General features: G+C 63.1%; 13 protein-coding genes. 10 read left to right on the top strand and 3 right to left on the bottom strand.

Translation table 11 applies throughout. The annotated features are described in order from the left end of the window. Positions 1 to 74: 74 nt before the first annotated feature. A complete protein-coding gene (locus tag LMTR21_RS12025) occupies positions 75 to 1,073 on the bottom strand; it encodes an aldo/keto reductase (protein WP_084031062.1) in 999 nt (332 codons plus the stop codon). Positions 1,074 to 1,434: 361 nt separating this feature from the next. On the opposite strand from LMTR21_RS12025, the gene LMTR21_RS12020 reads away from it, so the two are divergent. The 4 genes from LMTR21_RS12020 to LMTR21_RS12005 all read left to right on the top strand — a co-directional run bounded on the left by LMTR21_RS12020 (position 1,435) and on the right by LMTR21_RS12005 (position 6,161). Further along, positions 1,435 to 2,676: a serine hydrolase domain-containing protein gene (locus tag LMTR21_RS12020; protein WP_187399345.1), complete on the top strand. Its 1,242-nt coding sequence runs from the start codon at positions 1,435 to 1,437 to the stop codon at positions 2,674 to 2,676. Positions 2,677 to 3,181: 505 nt separating this feature from the next. Continuing rightward, the gene (locus LMTR21_RS12015; protein WP_065756926.1) at positions 3,182 to 4,906 is read left to right on the top strand and encodes a pyrroloquinoline quinone-dependent dehydrogenase; all 1,725 of its coding nucleotides are present in this window, start codon (positions 3,182 to 3,184) and stop codon (positions 4,904 to 4,906) included. A gap of 85 nt (positions 4,907 to 4,991) precedes the next feature. Next, complete coding sequence (locus tag LMTR21_RS12010) at positions 4,992 to 5,342, top strand: c-type cytochrome (protein WP_246175442.1); 351 nt, start codon at positions 4,992 to 4,994, stop codon at positions 5,340 to 5,342. A gap of 36 nt (positions 5,343 to 5,378) precedes the next feature. Further along, on the top strand, positions 5,379 to 6,161 hold the full coding sequence (locus tag LMTR21_RS12005) for a substrate-binding periplasmic protein (protein ID WP_065756925.1): 783 nt from the start codon (positions 5,379 to 5,381) through the stop codon (positions 6,159 to 6,161). An 84-nt stretch (positions 6,162 to 6,245) separates the two neighbouring features. Here the strand turns inward: LMTR21_RS12005 and LMTR21_RS12000 are convergent, their stop codons facing one another. Next, positions 6,246 to 7,355, bottom strand: a complete 1,110-nt coding sequence (locus tag LMTR21_RS12000) for a cyclase family protein (protein WP_065756924.1) — start codon at positions 7,353 to 7,355, stop codon at positions 6,246 to 6,248. A 116-nt stretch (positions 7,356 to 7,471) separates the two neighbouring features. Here LMTR21_RS12000 and LMTR21_RS11995 point away from each other — a divergent pair, with 116 nt between their 5' ends. The 6 genes from LMTR21_RS11995 to LMTR21_RS11965 all read left to right on the top strand — a co-directional run bounded on the left by LMTR21_RS11995 (position 7,472) and on the right by LMTR21_RS11965 (position 14,309). Continuing rightward, the gene (locus tag LMTR21_RS11995; protein ID WP_065756923.1) at positions 7,472 to 8,518 is read left to right on the top strand and encodes a CobW family GTP-binding protein; all 1,047 of its coding nucleotides are present in this window, start codon (positions 7,472 to 7,474) and stop codon (positions 8,516 to 8,518) included. A gap of 135 nt (positions 8,519 to 8,653) precedes the next feature. Next, positions 8,654 to 10,243 (top strand): ABC transporter substrate-binding protein, encoded by a 1,590-nt coding sequence (locus LMTR21_RS11990; RefSeq protein WP_141688689.1) that lies wholly within the window; start codon positions 8,654 to 8,656, stop codon positions 10,241 to 10,243. Between the two features lie 60 nt (positions 10,244 to 10,303). After that, complete coding sequence (locus LMTR21_RS11985) at positions 10,304 to 11,239, top strand: ABC transporter permease (RefSeq protein ID WP_065756922.1); 936 nt, start codon at positions 10,304 to 10,306, stop codon at positions 11,237 to 11,239. A 256-nt stretch (positions 11,240 to 11,495) separates the two neighbouring features. Further along, positions 11,496 to 12,317: an ABC transporter permease gene (locus LMTR21_RS11975; RefSeq protein WP_065756921.1), complete on the top strand. Its 822-nt coding sequence runs from the start codon at positions 11,496 to 11,498 to the stop codon at positions 12,315 to 12,317. After that, the gene (locus LMTR21_RS11970) at positions 12,314 to 13,294 is read left to right on the top strand and encodes an ABC transporter ATP-binding protein (RefSeq protein ID WP_065756920.1); all 981 of its coding nucleotides are present in this window, start codon (positions 12,314 to 12,316) and stop codon (positions 13,292 to 13,294) included. Before LMTR21_RS11975 ends, LMTR21_RS11970 begins: the two co-directional genes overlap by 4 nt. After that, a complete protein-coding gene (locus LMTR21_RS11965; RefSeq protein WP_065756919.1) occupies positions 13,287 to 14,309 on the top strand; it encodes an ABC transporter ATP-binding protein in 1,023 nt (340 codons plus the stop codon). Before LMTR21_RS11970 ends, LMTR21_RS11965 begins: the two co-directional genes overlap by 8 nt. Here the strand turns inward: LMTR21_RS11965 and LMTR21_RS11960 are convergent. Beyond that, the gene (locus tag LMTR21_RS11960) at positions 14,306 to 15,148 is read right to left on the bottom strand and encodes an amidohydrolase family protein (RefSeq protein WP_065756918.1); all 843 of its coding nucleotides are present in this window, start codon (positions 15,146 to 15,148) and stop codon (positions 14,306 to 14,308) included. The two genes, LMTR21_RS11965 and LMTR21_RS11960, sit on opposite strands and share 4 nt — an antisense overlap. Positions 15,149 to 15,295: the final 147 nt, after the last annotated feature.

Raw genomic sequence — 15,295 nt, 5'->3', positions numbered from 1 at the left:
CTTTTCGAGTAGCTTTGTCATGAGTGAAAGATACGGTCGAACCGCCTAAAATGGAAGGGCCCGCGTCCGCCCCATCATCGTGCCTCGCCAGCGAACGCCTGCCTCAGCTCGGCCAGCCGATCGAGCGCCGCTTGCGGCAGCGGGCCTTTTTCGGCTGCCGCGAGCGCGTCCTCGAATTGTTGTGGCGTCGCCATGCCGACGAGGATCGTGCCCATCGCGGGGTGCGACAGCGCAAAGCGCGTCGCGGCCTCGGTCAGGCTGGAAACAAATCCATCCTCAACCAGCGGCATCAGGCGGCGTGCGCGATCGATATCGACATCGTAGCTCAGCGCCGAACCGATCGGTTCCGGCGCGGCGCCCGCGATCGGGTGACGCTCGGCCGAACCTGACAGCGCGCCGCCGGCCAGCACGCGGATGCCCACGACGCCGACGCCGGCCGCCTCTGTGTGGTCGAACAGCCGTCCATAATCCTGCGCTGGATAGTTTTGCGGCAGTTCGTCCGCCGCCGATGGATTGAGCATGTTGTAGACGACCTGTGCGCTGTCGAACGCGCGTGCGTCGATTACCTGATACAGCGCTGCGGTATCGCCGAGCGCCGTCATGCCGAGGAAACGGATCTTGCCCTGCTGACGCAGCCGCTCGAACGCGGGCACGACGTCGTCGAGCACCTGCCGCACGCTCAGCGCCGGTCCGCCGCCCTGCCCGGTAATCGGATTGTGCAGATGAAGGATGTCGACCCGCTCGAGCCGCAGCCGCGAAAGGCTACCTTCGAGCGATGTCCGCACCGCCTCATCGATGCGGCCATGATCGCTGGGCGGCAAGCGGACCTTGGTGCCGACGGCAACGTTGGCCGGCTTCAGCTTCTGCAAAATGCGGCCGAGATTCTTTTCGGATTCGCCATCGCCATATAGCACCGCAGTGTCGAAGTAATTGACGCCGGCGGCAATCGCCCGCGCAACGGTCCGCTCCTGATCGGCTGCGTCGCCGCGCACCATCAATCCGCCCACCGCGCCGCAGCCGAAACCCAGCACCGAGAGCTGCATCCCCGTCCGCCCAAAGGTCCGTAACTGCATTGCTGTTTCCTCCGGCTGAATGGGAGATTATGCAGGGACGAGCGGCCATTGCTCAACCCCGGATGTGACGCCGATTAACGAAAGCGAATCCGCCCCACGCTTCAGGTGCTGGGCCCGTGCCCACTCTCCCATCGAAAGCGGACAACGCGATGGGCACATGCCATGATCATCACGCGAGCAACGCACGGTCCAGAGAATGCGAGACTCGATCAACCACAAATGCTAGCGTCCCGCACCGACAGGGATGCGGCGCCCCATCCCTGTCGCCGTCATTGCGTTGCGCCGGCGTCGAACAAGAAAAATCAGCCTCGGGAGAGCTGCACGGGTGAGACCCGGGCTTAAGCGCAACAAGGAGGCTTTTATGAATCGAAAGGCCGTTGGAATGATCTTGAGCATTGGCGCTGCGGCGTTGAACGGCGCGGCGAGCGCGCAGAATTCGGCCGGGAGCGCGGCCCTCGACGCCGGCCTGCGCGCCGCGGTGGAGCGCAAGGACGTGCCGGGCGTGGTGGCGCTGATCACCGATCGCGAGCGCGTGCTTTATCGTAGCGCCTTCGGCGTCGCCGACGTCGCGACCGGGCGCCCGCTCGCGGCAGACGCGCTGTTTCGTATCGCCTCGATGACCAAGCCGGTGACGTCGGTCGCCCTGATGCAGCTCGTCGAGCAGGGCCGCCTCGGCCTCGATGACCCGGCCGAAAAGTACCTGCCGGAGCTTGCGGGACTGAAAGTCTTTACATCCTTCGACGCCGCGACCGGCGCCTATCAGCTGCGCCCGGCGTCGAAACCGCCGACCGTGCGGCAGTTCCTGACGCACACGTCTGGCCTCGCCTATCCCTTCACCAGCACGATCTGGCGCGATTTCAAGCCGCGCGCCGGCGAAACCTATCCGTTCGGCGGACCGCTGCTGTTCGATCCAGGCGAGCGCTGGCACTACAGCACCTCTACCGATGTCGTCGGCAAGCTGGTCGAGGTGGTATCCGGCCAGAAACTCGAAAACTATTTCCGTCAGCACATCTTCGCCCCGCTGAAGATGGAGGACACCTCCTACAACGTGCCGGAGGCCAAGAGACTGCGCCTCGTCGCGCAACAGCAGCGCGCCGGCGCACGCATGGACGGTGCCATCGAACTGCAGAACCCGCAGCTCGGGCTCACCATTGCTTCCCCGATCGGCGGCGGCGGCCTCGCCTCGACCGCCGACGATTACGGACGCTTCGTGCGCATGCTGCTCAATGGCGGCGAGCTTGACGGGGCGCGCGTGCTCAAGGCCGAGACGGTCGCGCTGATGGGTCAGAACCACATCGGCGCGGTCTCCGTCCCCGCGCTGAAATCCGCACTGCCGCGCAGCGCCGACTTCACCTTCATCGCCGACGGCCGCGACAAATGGGGGCTCGGATTCCTCATCACATCAGATCAGGTGCAGGGCAAGCGTTCCCCCGGCAGCCTGAGCTGGGGCGGCATCAACAATACCTTCTTCTGGATCGATCCCGCACGCGGCATCGCCGGCGTGATCATGATGCAGTATCTGCCGTTCGCCGACGCCAAGGCGTTGGCCACCTACGACGCGTTCGAGCGCGGCGCCTATCAACTCGTCAACGCTGAGCGGTAGAAGTCTTGCCATGTCTGGCCGGCGTCATGCCGGCCAGACACAGGCGGGCAAGGCTGGCGCAGAGCGTCAACGTGCCGCGCTCCATCACGGTTTCCAGCAAGCGGGCGTCCGCCGATGCGTGTGCGACTATGCTAGACTGCTGCAAAGCCCGTGTAGGCCGGGAATGCTCCACACGCGCGCTGGGCAGGCCGACAGCCGATGGTGCGATGCATCAATTGCGGTGTCGGCAATGCCGCTGTCAGCATCAACGTCGCCCACAAAGGGAACATGATCGTGTCGCATAGTTGTTCAGGATGCGGCTGCTGAGATGCGAGCCCACCGCGGCCGGGAAATGGTTAGCTTGCGCGCGGGACGGAGCCCGAGCGGCGATGGAGCGTCTCACAAAAACGAAATCGGAATGATCCCGCGCGCGGCAGGACAACGATCGCAGCGGCAAGTGATCGGGCACGGCGCCCGACTATAGAAGGTGAAGGTAATGTAGCAAGACGAACGGGAGGAAGTACCCATGAAGAAACGGTCAAGTTATCTTGTTGAATTTGTTGCGCTTGCCATCGGTGCGACACTCGGCGCATCTTCAGTCCATGCTCAAACGGTTGATACCGCGCGGATCGAGGCAGCCGGCCAGAATGACTGGCTGACCTATCACGGGTCGTACAAGTCGCATCACTACAGCCCGCTCGCTCAAATCAACACCAGCAATGTCGGAAACTTGGGTGTCGCCTGGATGCATATTCCGGGAAAATCCACCCGCGGCGTGCAGTCGATGCCGCTCGTGGCCGATGGCGTGCTTTACTACACCGGCTCCTACAGCCGAACCTTCGCGCTGAACGGCGCCACCGGCGAGGTGATCTGGCACTATTTCCCGGAACTGGACGAAGTGTTGGTCGCGCGGCAGACGCACTCGCCTTACAATCGCGGTGTCGCCCTTGGAGAAGGCAAAGTCTACGTCGGCACAGTGGACGGTCGGCTCATCGCGCTGGACGCGAAGACCGGCAAGGTCGCCTGGGACACCAAGCTTATCGATTCCCAAAAGCTGACGGTCGGCTTCACCGGTGCGCCCCTCTATGCCAAGGGCCTGGTGATCATCGGCGCGCAGGGCGGTGAGTGGCCCGGCCGCGGCCCGATCTTCGGCGTCGATGCCGCCACGGGCAAGAAGAAATGGGAATTCCTGACGGTGGCCGGCACCGACGAAGCAATGAAGACCTGGGGCGGTGACTCCTGGCGCACCGGCGGAGGCGGCGGATGGATGCCCGGCACCTACGATTCCGAGACCAACACGATTCTGTGGGGCACTGCCAATCCGGCGCCGCTCTACGATTGGTCGGGCCCGGATTTCAAGACGCAAGGCGCGCGTCCCGGCGACAATCTCTACACGAGCTCAGTGATCGGTCTCGATATCGATACCGGCAAGCTGAAGTTCTACCATCAGGAGCTGCCGCACGACGCCTGGGACTTTGACAGTTCCGTCGGCGAGTTCGTGATGCTCGAACGCGACGGCCAGAAGCTCGTGGTCCATCCGAACAAGGGCGGCTTCATCTTTGTTTACGACCGCAATCTCGGTGTGAAGAACGTCTGGCGGCTCGTTCAGAACATCAACTTCGTCAAGGACATCGATCCCAAGACGGGTGCGCTGATCGGACGTCGCGACTTCGCTGCGGGGAAGGTCACCGACCCGCCGCTGTGCCCATTCATTGGTGGCGGCATCAGCTGGAACGCCGGGTCGTACAGTCCGAAAACGGGCCTCTACTACAAGATCGGCCAGGAATGGTGCATGACGCTCGACATCCAGAAGACGACACCGGTGACGACTCCACAGGCCCAGCTTAACATCGGCGCCGATTTCAAGATGGCGCCTCCTCCGGGTGGCGAGATCTATGGTCATCTCGACGCGCGCGATCCCGTGACCGGGGCGAAGAAATGGGAGATTCGCTACCCCGAGCCGCCGCTTGGGAGTGTGCTATCGACCGCGGGCAATCTTGTGTTCGTGCCCGATTCGCGCGGCATCATTCACGCCTACGATGCTGAAACAGGAACCGAACTGTGGAATCACAACAACGGCACCGGCCATCAGGGTGGCATCGTCAGCTACTCCGTCGGCGGCAAGCAATACATTGCCGTGACCGCGGGCTTCGGTGGCATGTTGGCGGACGAATATGCACCAAACTTCGGCGGCGTCTACAAGAGCATGCCGCGCGACGACGGCGCGCTCATCGTCTTCAGCCTCAAATAGGCTATCGCAAACGATCTGCCGGGGAGCGGGCGCAAGCCTGCTCCCCGTGCAGCGAGTGTTCTTGTGGAAAATGGAGCGGCACGTCTTGAAATTGCAGTCCAACAAGATCGCCGGACGAGTGTCTACGGTGGTGGGCACATGGCTACTGTGCGCCATGGCGGTTCACGCGCAGCCTGCTACCCCTGCGCCCGACAACGGGACGCTCGACGTCGAGCAGGTGTTCGCGGGGACTTGCGGCTTTTGCCACTCCGACGGCGGTCGGGCTGCCGGCAAGGGGCCGCAGTTGATGAATTCGCCGCGCGACGACGACTATATTCGCAACCGCATCAAGCATGGCAAGCAAGGCGCGATGCCGGCATTCGATGGCGCCTTCACCGACGCGCAGATCGACCAGATGGTCAAATTCATCCGGGCCTTGAAACCGCGCGAGGGCTGAGCCGCCGAGACCCGACCAACCACACGGGGACACGGAATGAAAACCATTCTCCCGCTCTCGGTCGTTGCAGCCATCGCGTTGATCAGTCCGGCATTGATCGGTCCGGCGCAGGCACGATCGCTCGACATGATCCGCTCCACCGGCGTGATCGGACTTTGCGCTCACCCCAACTCGCTTCCATTCGCAAGCAAAGCCGGCGATCCTCCCGGCTTTCAGGTTGAATTGGGACAGGCGCTGGCACGCGAGCTCGGCGTCTCACTGAAGCTCGACTGGATTATCACCCGGTACCAGATGCGCAGCGCCGGCTGCGACATTCTTCTGGATGTCATTGCCGATCGCGAGGCGCAAAGCGAAACTAATTTGAGGATCTCAAAACCCTATTATCGCACGGGCGTTGCTCTGGCTGTGCCGTCGGCCAGCACGTTGACGTCGTTCAAGAGCCTGAACGAACACACGAAGGTTGGGGTTCAGGTCGGATCCATGGCGGCGATGGTCATCGGCCAGCGGCGTGTGCCGACGTCGACCTTCGGGTTTGAGATCGACAGCCTCGAGGCCCTGGCAAACCATGAGATCGACGCGGCGGCGGTAACGCCGACGGTGGCGGGCTATTTCAATCTGACGCATCCGGACAAGGCGCTCCGCATATTGGATCGCGACGAGAGCGAGGCGAACCTTAATTGGAATGTCGCTGTTGGCATAGTCCGCCCGGATGACAGCCTGCGCGATGCGATTGATGCGGCTCTTGAGCGGCTACGCGGCGACGGCACGGTCGAGCGGATCTACCGGCGCTACGGTGTCATCCTGCAATCGCCGAAATAGCTGCGCCGGCGCGCGGCGGAGGGTCGGACTAGCGAAGCGTACCGGCGTGGGCGGCCCACCCGCCCACGCGCCAATGCGACTACGTCAAGTGATCGCGATCGGGCAGCCGTTGCTTCCCGTGGCGCCCTTGATGGGAGCCGGCGTGAAGCAATAGACGAACTGGTACTTCCTGTCGGCGATCAGCTCGTCGAAGATCAGGTTCTCGTGGTTGTGTATGCCGTGCTTGGTCTGCAGCTCGGCATGGACTGCAAAGGCGAGCGACTTGTCGGGATTGGGCACCACTTCAACCGCCCAGTTGTCCGCCGCGGTCAGCGCGAGGTCCTTTTCGATCACCCATTTGGCGGCGTCGAGGCCGATGCCCGGCTCTCCGCTGTTGAAGCGGTCATTGTTCTTCATCCACAGCGAGCCCCAGCCGGTATGGAACATGATGGCGTCGCCCGGCTTGATGTCGCTCTCGGGAATGTTCTGCTTCTGCAGCGCCGCCTTGATATCGGCCGAGGTGATCTCCTGGCCGGCGTCCATCATGCCGCCCTTGAGCGCGACCATGTCGATCAGATGAGCGCGGGTGAAAAGCGGCTTGAGCTTCTCGGCGCCGAGCTTCTTGAGACCGTACGAGTCGCTGATCTCTTCGGCGGTGAAGCCGTTGTAGAACCGCATCTCGCTCCTGTCGCCGGCCTTGCCCATCTGGATGCCGATGTGGCCGAGGCCATCGAACTGCGTGCCGGTCTGGCTGATCTCGGTGGCGAGAAAATCGTCATGATACATCAGCTTGTTGTCGCCGAACGGGCCGCCGGTCGGCCCTCCCGGAATGCGCAGCGCGAACACACGCGCGCCGAACAGCGGCATGCCCTGCTCGTAGACACGACCGATCTTGTAGATTTTGCCGTCCTTGATCCATTTCGCTGCATCGAGGACCTTCGCTGGCGTGATGTGGTTGGATGCGCCGGCCTCGTCGTCCTTGCCCCATTTCGAGGGCCACCATGGCTTGTCGACTCCCTTGGGCATGGAGGTGGCCGTCTGCGCCTGCGCTGCGGTGATCGGTGCGAGCGAGAACTTGCCATGCATCGCGCCCGCGAGCGCCGCCCCCGCAGCGCCGGCCAGGCCGGCGGTGCGGAGCAAGGTGCGGCGATCGGTTTCCGCCATTCCGCCTTTCTGCTCCTGTTGCTCCTCTTGGCCCCTGACGTCATCGTCCATCGTTGCCTCCCAGGTTGTGCCCAGAAGCTGGGCTTAAAAATTCATTTTCGGCATGCTCCTCCTCCGCTAGGCTGCTGTCCAGCGACAAAAATAAGACGGTTGAAGTGAGGGCGCCGATGAGCCTGTTCGAGAACGACAAGTCAGCCGAGCGCATGCCGGTATCGCTGATCACCGGCTTTCTCGGCAGCGGCAAGACCACACTGCTCAATCGCTTGCTGCGCCACGATGCCATGAGGGACAGCGCCGTCGTCATCAACGAATACGGGGAAGTCAGTCTCGACCATCTCCTCGTCGAGCGCGTCGATGGCGAGGTGGCCGTGCTCGCGAGCGGTTGTATTTGCTGCACAATCCGCAGCGACCTCGAGGAGACACTGCGCACGCTTCTGGTGAAACGCGATCGCGGCGAGGTGCCGCCATTTCGCCGTATTCTCGTAGAGACAACGGGTCTGGCAGATCCTGCCCCGATCGTGCAGCTCCTGCTGAACAATCCATTGGTCTCGCACTTCCTGCGGCTCGATACCGTTTTGACGACGGTGGATGCCGCCAATGCGGTTCATCAGCTCGATCATCAGTATGAAGCGGTGAAGCAGGTGGCGCTTGCCGACCGGCTGCTAATCACCAAGTGTGATTTGGTCAGCAACACTGCCGCATTGTATCAGCGTCTCCGTCGGCTCAATCCCGGCGCCAGGATCGAACGCGTGATGCATGGCGAGATCGATCCGGCCGGGCTATTCGGTGCTGCCCTGGTCGATCCCGAGAAGAAAGCGGTCGACGTTGGGCGCTGGCTCAACGAGGAGGCGTTCGCAGGATCCAGCGAACCGGCGCACGAGCACCACGATCACGCCCATCACAGCCACGATACATCGATCACCAGCTTCATGCTCGCGTTCGACGAACCGCTCGACTGGATGGCCGTTTCGCACTGGCTCGCATATCTTCGCAGCGTACGCGGCGAGGACCTGCTGCGAGTCAAAGGCATTCTCAATCTCCGCGGGGAACAGACGCCGGTCGTGATCCACGGCGTCCACCATGTCTTCCATCCACCGGTGGCCCTCCCCGAATGGCCCGACGCCGACCGCCGCTCGCGCATCGTGTTCATTACCCGCGGCATCACGCGCGAAGAGGTGCTCGCGCTGTGGCAGGCAGGCCGCGAGGCAGCTTGATTGCATGGCCGTCCCAGCTCTCGCGTTGACGCTGCACAAGGTTTGGTCCGATCGCCGCCAACGAGGATCTTGCGCTCGACATGCTGCGGGTGGTCAACTCGCTGATCGGAATACGCGTGTACTGTTGGGGAGAACATGATGTTCAGGAAGATTGCGATCGTGGCTGGTTTGGGACTGGCACTCTCCGTCGCGGCGGAAGCCCAGACGCCGCGCAAGGGCGGCACCATTCGCATGACGGCGCCCTATGGCTCGAGTTTCACAAGCATGGACATTCATACGACACCGCGCGCCCAGGACGAGATTGTAGCCAAAGGCTTGCATCGGTCGCTCTACATTTGGGACTCTGCCGAGGGCAAGCCGGTTCCGGAGCTCGCCAGGGAGGTCACGGTCTCGGGCGGAGGTCTTGTTCATACCTTCAAGCTGCGCGACGACGCTTATTTCCACCATGGTCGCAAGATGACGGCTGACGACGTCATCTGGAGCTTCAATCGAATCATGGACGGCACCAAGGCCTATCCCGGCGCGCGGTTTGTCCGCATGATCGCGGGCGCGGCCGAGGTCGAGAAGGGCCAGGCCAAGGAAATCTCCGGCCTGAAGAAGATCGACGACTTCACGCTCGAAATGAAGCTGAGCGAGAAAGTCGATCCGGCTTTCTACTTCTTCACCGCGCTGACTTCGATCTATCCCGCCGACGAGGCCGCCAAGGAGGGCTTCATCCAGAAGCCGATCGGCCTTGGGCCATTCAAGTTTGTCGAGCACGTGCCGGGATCGCGCGTCGTCCTGGAACGGTGGGACCGGTTCTACAAGCCCGGCAAGCCCTATGCCGACAAGCTCATCTTCTCGATCATGGGCGAAGCCGCGGCGCGCGATGTCGCCTTCCGCAACAAGGAAATCGACACCTCGGTGCTGGGACCTGCGCAATATGTCGCCTATCAGGCCGACCCCAACCTCAAGGGCACCATCGCTGAAGTCGCCGAGGTCTTTACGCGTCACATGGGGATGAACCCGGCATTCAAGCCGTTCGCCGACAAGCGGGTCCGGCAGGCGATCAACCACGCGATCGATACTGACCTGATCATCAGCAAGCTGGTCAAGGGCAAGGCCTATCGCGCCACGAGCTGGCTGCCTCTGACCTTGCCGATCTACGACAAGACGATGAAGCCCTACGCCTTCGATCCCGCGAAAGCAAAGCAGTTGCTTGCGGACGCCGGTTATCCCACGGGCTTTGAATTCGAATGGACGACCAGCCAGAATGAAAGCTGGGGCCTGCCGATCGTCGAGGCCATTATCCCGATGCTGGACCGGGTGGGCATCAAGGTGAAGGTCAAGCAGGTCGAGACCGCGGTGCTGGCGGAGGTGCTTCGCAAGGGTGAATTTCAGGCCTATGTCTATTCCGTAGCGACGGGCCCGGATCCCCAGGCGGCGCTGAAATGCTTCCACTCATCGACACCGCAATCGGCCTGCAACTACACGACCTTCAAGAACGCGGACTTCGACAAGATGATCGATGAGGCCGGGCAGACCGACGACACAGCCAAACGTAACCAGCTGCTGCAAAAAGCCAATGCCCTGCTCTATGACGAAGCGCCGGTCTGGTTCTTCAACTACAACAAGGCGGTCATGGCGGTGCAGCCGTGGCTCAAGGGTATTCAGTTGAACGCGACGGAACTGACCCATCAAAACGTCGAAGAGCTCTGGGTCGATGAAACCTCGCCCGCGAAGTGACGCGCGCGCTCACCCTCCCTCCGTCGCAAGAAACGATGGCGGGAGGGAGGAACAGTTCCCATGCTCGTCTTCCTGATCCGTCGAACCCTGCAAACCATTCCGACCGTACTGGCCGTCGTGCTGGTGATCTTTGTGCTGTTCAGCGTCGTTCCGGGCAGCATCGTATCGAGCATGAGCGATGACGGCCGGGGCCCGGCAGATCCGCAGGTCGTGGAGCGCATGAAAAAGCAGCTCGGGCTCGACGATCCCGTCTACGTCCGCTTCGGCGCCTACATTGCCAAGCTCGCGACCGGCGATCTGGGGACGTCATTCAGGACGCGCGAGCCGGTCACGACCATGCTCGCCAAACGGATGGGGCCGACGCTGCAATTGATATTCGCCGCCATGACGTTTGCGATTGTGATCGGTGTACCGCTCGGCTTCATCGCGGCGCTGAAACCTGGCAGCATCGTCGACACGATCTCGATGGTCCTGGCGGTGTCTGGCCTTTCGATGGCCAAGTTCTGGCTGGGGCTGCTGCTGATGTACCTGTTTGCGTTGAAACTCGGCTGGCTGCCGAGTTTTGGCTATGGCGATGGCGGGCTCAGATATTTGATCCTGCCTGCCGTGACACTCGGTGTCTCGCCGATGGCGCTGCTGGCACGAACGACGCGCGCCGCGGTTCTCGAGATCATGACCGCGGATTTCGTTCGGACGGCGCGCTCGAAGGGCATGAGCGAGACCCGGGTCGTGAAGTGGCATGTGATGCGCAACGCCCTCGTCATCATTCTCACGACGATTGGCCTGCAATTCGGCGCGTTGATGGGTCAGGCGGTCGTGGTCGAGAAATTGTTCTCCTGGCCGGGCATCTGTTCGCTGCTCGTCGACAGTGTGCTGCAGCGCGATATTCCTGCCGTCCAGGGCTCCATTTTCGTCGTGGTACTGTTCTTTCTCGCGACCAATATGTTGATTGACGTGCTGTATGGCGTGATCGATCCCAGGATCAGATACGCATGAGCGGTGGTCGGCCGGCAGGGCAATCGCATATGTTGTTCGGGCGGTCTGTCCACGGGCTCGCTTCGCCTCTCCCGCTTGCGGGGGAGGCCGGATCGCATCGCAGATGCGATCCGGGTGGGGGCTATTTCCGCAATATGACTCGTGGAGAGACCCCCACCCCAGCCCTCCCCCGCAAGCGGGAGAGGGAGCGTAGTGCCTATGCCATTGCACCTTCCATCTCATATGCGATTGCCCTGCCCGCGGCGGGGCGGCCGCGATGAAGCTCGGCGCCAGTCTCATCATCGGCGGAGCGTTGTTCGCCCTTGCGATCTTCGTCGGCCTGTTCGCGCCCTGGCTGGCGCATACGGATCCTGTCATGGATGCCAATCTCATGAATGCGGAAGAGCCGCCGAGCTGGACCTGGTGGTTCGGCACCGACGCGCAGGGCCGCGACATTTACTCCCGCGTCGTGCACGGCGCGCGCATCTCGCTAACGGTCGGCATCGTCTCGCAGTTGGTCAACAGCGTCATCGGCGTGACGCTGGGCCTGACCGCGGGCTATTGGGGCGGCTGGTGGGACGACTTCGTCAATGGGCTGACCAACCTCATGCTGGCGATCCCCTCGCTGATCTTCGCGCTTGCCATCATGGCGGTGCTTGGACCCGGCCTGACCAGCCTGCTGATCGCGCTCGGGCTGACCAACTGGTCCTTTACTTGCCGGATCGCACGGGCCTCGACGCTCTCGCTCAAGAGCCAGGGCTATGTGCAGGCGGCACGCGTGCTCGGCTACGGCGATTTGCGCATCATGATCACGCAGCTGCTGCCGAACATGCTTGGGCCCATCATTGTGATCGGCACGCTGGGCATGGGTGGGGCGGTATTGGCCGAAGCCGCGTTGTCGTTCCTTGGCCTCGGAATCCGCCCGCCCTATCCAAGCTGGGGCAGCATGCTGTCGGAGGCCCGCGACCAGATCACAACGGCGCCGTGGCTCTCGATTTTCCCGGGCCTCGCCATATTCCTGACGGTGCTCGGCCTCAATCTGCTCGGCGATGGCTTGCGCGACATTCTCGATCCACAGTCCCGGAGCCGGCGCACATGACGGGCCCTCCCCTGATCGAAGTCGAAGATCTGCGCATCGATCTCACTGTCGGACCGAGCCGCGTTGCGGCGGTCGAGGATGTTTCGTTCCGCATCGATCGTGGCGAGACACTCGGCCTTGTCGGTGAATCCGGCAGCGGCAAGAGCATTACGGCGCTCGCGCTGATCGGCCTGTTGCGCCGGCCGCTTTCGATCGGCGCCGGCGCCATACGATTTGAGGGCCGGGAGATCCAGGGGCTGCCGGCGGCCGAGCAACGCGCGCTGCGCGGCAATCGCATCGCCATGATCTTCCAGGAGCCGATGACGGCGCTTAATCCGGTCTCGCCCGTCGGCCGGCAGATCGCCGAGATGTTCGTGCTGCACAAGGGCAAGAACTGGCGGGAAGCAAACCGGCTGGCCGTCGAGGCGCTCGCGAGCGTCCGCGTCCCCGCACCCGAGCGACGGGTGAACGATTACCCGCACCAGCTTTCGGGCGGCATGCGTCAACGCGTGATGATCGCCATCGCGCTCGCATGCGGGCCGGATCTTCTGATCGCCGACGAGCCGACAACCGCGCTCGACGTGACCGTGCAGGCAGAGATCATCGAGCTGATGCGGAATTTATGCGCCGAAAGAGGTACGGCTATCTTGATGATCAGCCACGATCTGGGCCTGGTCGCCAACGTCTGCCGCCGCGTCGCCGTCATGTATGCCGGCCGCATTGTCGAGGAGCGCGGCTCGGCCGATATCTTCCGCGCATGCGCGCATCCCTATACGCAAGGCCTTGTCGACTCGCTGCCCCGGCTGGGCAGTCGCGCAGCACTCGGCCGAACGCGGCTCAGGGAAATCGCGGGCGTCGTGCCGGCGATCTCGGATTTCCCTGATGGTTGCCGATTCAATCCGCGTTGCGCGCGGGCGACCGACATTTGCCGGGCCACCGTGCCGGAAACGACGCCGCTCGGTGCAGGCGGGCTAGTCAGGTGCCATCACCATGCATGAGCCTGCTCGGAGACCTCGTGACGATGTCATCCTCAGCGTCGAGGATCTCGCGGTCCATTTTCCGGTTGGCGGCGGCTTGCTGGGCGGCGGCCGGCGGCTGTTGCGTGCGGTCGATGGCATCGATCTCGAACTGAAGCGCGGTGAATGCCTCGGTCTCGTCGGCGAATCCGGTTGCGGCAAGTCGACTGTCGCGCTTTCGATACTCGGCCTGCAGATGCCGACGCGAGGCCGCATCGTGCTCGACGGGCAGGTCGTGACGGGCGGGCAATCGCTCGATCGCAAGGCGTTGGCCCGTATCGTGCAAATCGTGTTTCAGGATCCCTACGCCTCGCTCAATCCGCGCCAGACCGTCCGTCGCACACTGGAAGCCCCCCTGCGCCTGCATGGTGTGACGGCCCAAAGCGAGATCGAGGAACGCGTTGCGACGATGCTCAGGCATGTGGGCCTCCGGCCCGAACAGGCCGGCCGCTACCCGCATGAATTCTCGGGCGGCCAGCGCCAGCGCATCGGCATCGCCCGCGCGCTGATCCTCAATCCCAAAATCGTCATCTGTGACGAACCCGTATCGGCGCTGGATGTCTCCATCCGCGCCCAGATCATTAACCTGCTGCTGGAATTGAAGGAAACGCTCGGCCTCTCCTACATCATGATCAGCCACGACTTAGGCGTAGTCGAGCACATGAGCGACAGGGTCGCCGTCATGTATCTCGGCCGCATTGTCGAGACCGGCGACTGGCGCGAAATCTTCGAACGGCCGGCGCACCCGTATACGCGGACCCTTATCGCCGCCATTCCCGATCCGCTGCGCCGCGAACCGCTCGCGACGACAAAGGGCGAGCTTCCCAATCCGCTAAATCCGCCGGAGGGATGCGCGTTCAGTCCGCGCTGTCGTTACGCCGAAGCCGTGTGCCATCGTGAGCCTGTGCCGCCGCTTGAAACGCGCCCTGACGGACACGCGGTCCGCTGCTGGCGAGCCGACGAGATTGCCGGTCAGCCGGCATTGTCCTCACACTAACCTTTCGTCGGCGACCAGCCATAAGTCTTGGCGCAGGCTCCGCCCATCAGCATGGCCCGCTCGGAGTCATTCAACCGACTGGTCTTGAGGAAAGGCTCGACGGCCTGCTCGTAATTGACCACGGCGAACGCGCGCGTCCAGTCCGTGCCCCACAGGCAGCGATCGAATCCCCAGGCATCAAACACGCGCGCAAGCGGGTCCCAGATATCGGGATAAGGATACGGCTCGCGCGACAGCGTGCAGGCGCCGCTGACCTTGATCACGGCGTTCGGCCGCCTGGCGAGCTCCAGCACCTTCGGAAGATCGGCCCAGGGTTCAGGCGGCGCCGGCGGCACGCGCGGCTGCAAAATGCCGAGATGGTCGATGATGAAGCGCGTGTCGGGATGGCGATCGATCAGCGCCCTGCCCGCGTCCAGATTGTCCCAGCACAGGACGTTGACCGGAAAATCGTAACGAACCGCTGCGCGCGCGATACGGTCGAGGCCTGGGTCGTCAGGCGCGCGCGCCGCCTCCTTCCGCAGCATGATGCGGATTCCGACCGCGCCCGGCGTCTTCTTCCATTCGGCGACGACGTCGGCCACGCCGGCATCATCAGGATCGACCGGCTTGACGATCGCGAGACGGCCGGGATGGGCCCGCTGCACTTCCACGGCATAGCTCGCGTCGTAGCGGTACAGCGAAAACGCCGAGATGAAGATCGCGCCGTCGACGCCCACCTTGTCCATCGCCGCCACCATCTCGTCCCCCGTGACGTGCTCGGGCCAGTTCGGCACGGTGTGCCAGGGCCGCTTCGAAGTGTTCGCCTCATAGGCATGAACCTGGGAATCGATAATCGGCATCGGCGCCTCCGCTGTTTAGCCGGCGATCTTGGACAATGCGGCCCGCCCATGTCCAGATGCCAGGGACGCGGCACAGCAATGCGCCGGGCGGCGCGCAGGCGTGGACCAGCGATGGAAGGCGGAAACGCCGTCCGCCTTCCTGTTTGA

It is taken from the genome of Bradyrhizobium paxllaeri, from assembly GCF_001693515.2.
Classification (GTDB): domain Bacteria; phylum Pseudomonadota; class Alphaproteobacteria; order Rhizobiales; family Xanthobacteraceae; genus Bradyrhizobium; species Bradyrhizobium paxllaeri.
This window is presented reverse-complemented; position numbering and strand designations above follow the sequence as displayed.

Coding starts and splice junctions, on each gene's coding strand:
- LMTR21_RS11985 (WP_065756922.1), top strand. CDS start 10,304: ATGCTCGTCTTCCTGATCCGTCGAACCCTGCAAACCATTCCGACCGTA.
- LMTR21_RS11960 (WP_065756918.1), bottom strand. CDS start 15,148: ATGCCGATTATCGATTCCCAGGTTCATGCCTATGAGGCGAACACTTCG.
- LMTR21_RS11970 (WP_065756920.1), top strand. CDS start 12,314: ATGACGGGCCCTCCCCTGATCGAAGTCGAAGATCTGCGCATCGATCTC.
- LMTR21_RS12015 (WP_065756926.1), top strand. CDS start 3,182: ATGAAGAAACGGTCAAGTTATCTTGTTGAATTTGTTGCGCTTGCCATC.
- LMTR21_RS11995 (WP_065756923.1), top strand. CDS start 7,472: ATGAGCCTGTTCGAGAACGACAAGTCAGCCGAGCGCATGCCGGTATCG.
- LMTR21_RS11965 (WP_065756919.1), top strand. CDS start 13,287: ATGCATGAGCCTGCTCGGAGACCTCGTGACGATGTCATCCTCAGCGTC.
- LMTR21_RS11990 (WP_141688689.1), top strand. CDS start 8,654: ATGATGTTCAGGAAGATTGCGATCGTGGCTGGTTTGGGACTGGCACTC.
- LMTR21_RS12000 (WP_065756924.1), bottom strand. CDS start 7,355: ATGGACGATGACGTCAGGGGCCAAGAGGAGCAACAGGAGCAGAAAGGC.
- LMTR21_RS12005 (WP_065756925.1), top strand. CDS start 5,379: ATGAAAACCATTCTCCCGCTCTCGGTCGTTGCAGCCATCGCGTTGATC.
- LMTR21_RS12020 (WP_187399345.1), top strand. CDS start 1,435: ATGAATCGAAAGGCCGTTGGAATGATCTTGAGCATTGGCGCTGCGGCG.
- LMTR21_RS12025 (WP_084031062.1), bottom strand. CDS start 1,073: ATGCAGTTACGGACCTTTGGGCGGACGGGGATGCAGCTCTCGGTGCTG.
- LMTR21_RS11975 (WP_065756921.1), top strand. CDS start 11,496: ATGAAGCTCGGCGCCAGTCTCATCATCGGCGGAGCGTTGTTCGCCCTT.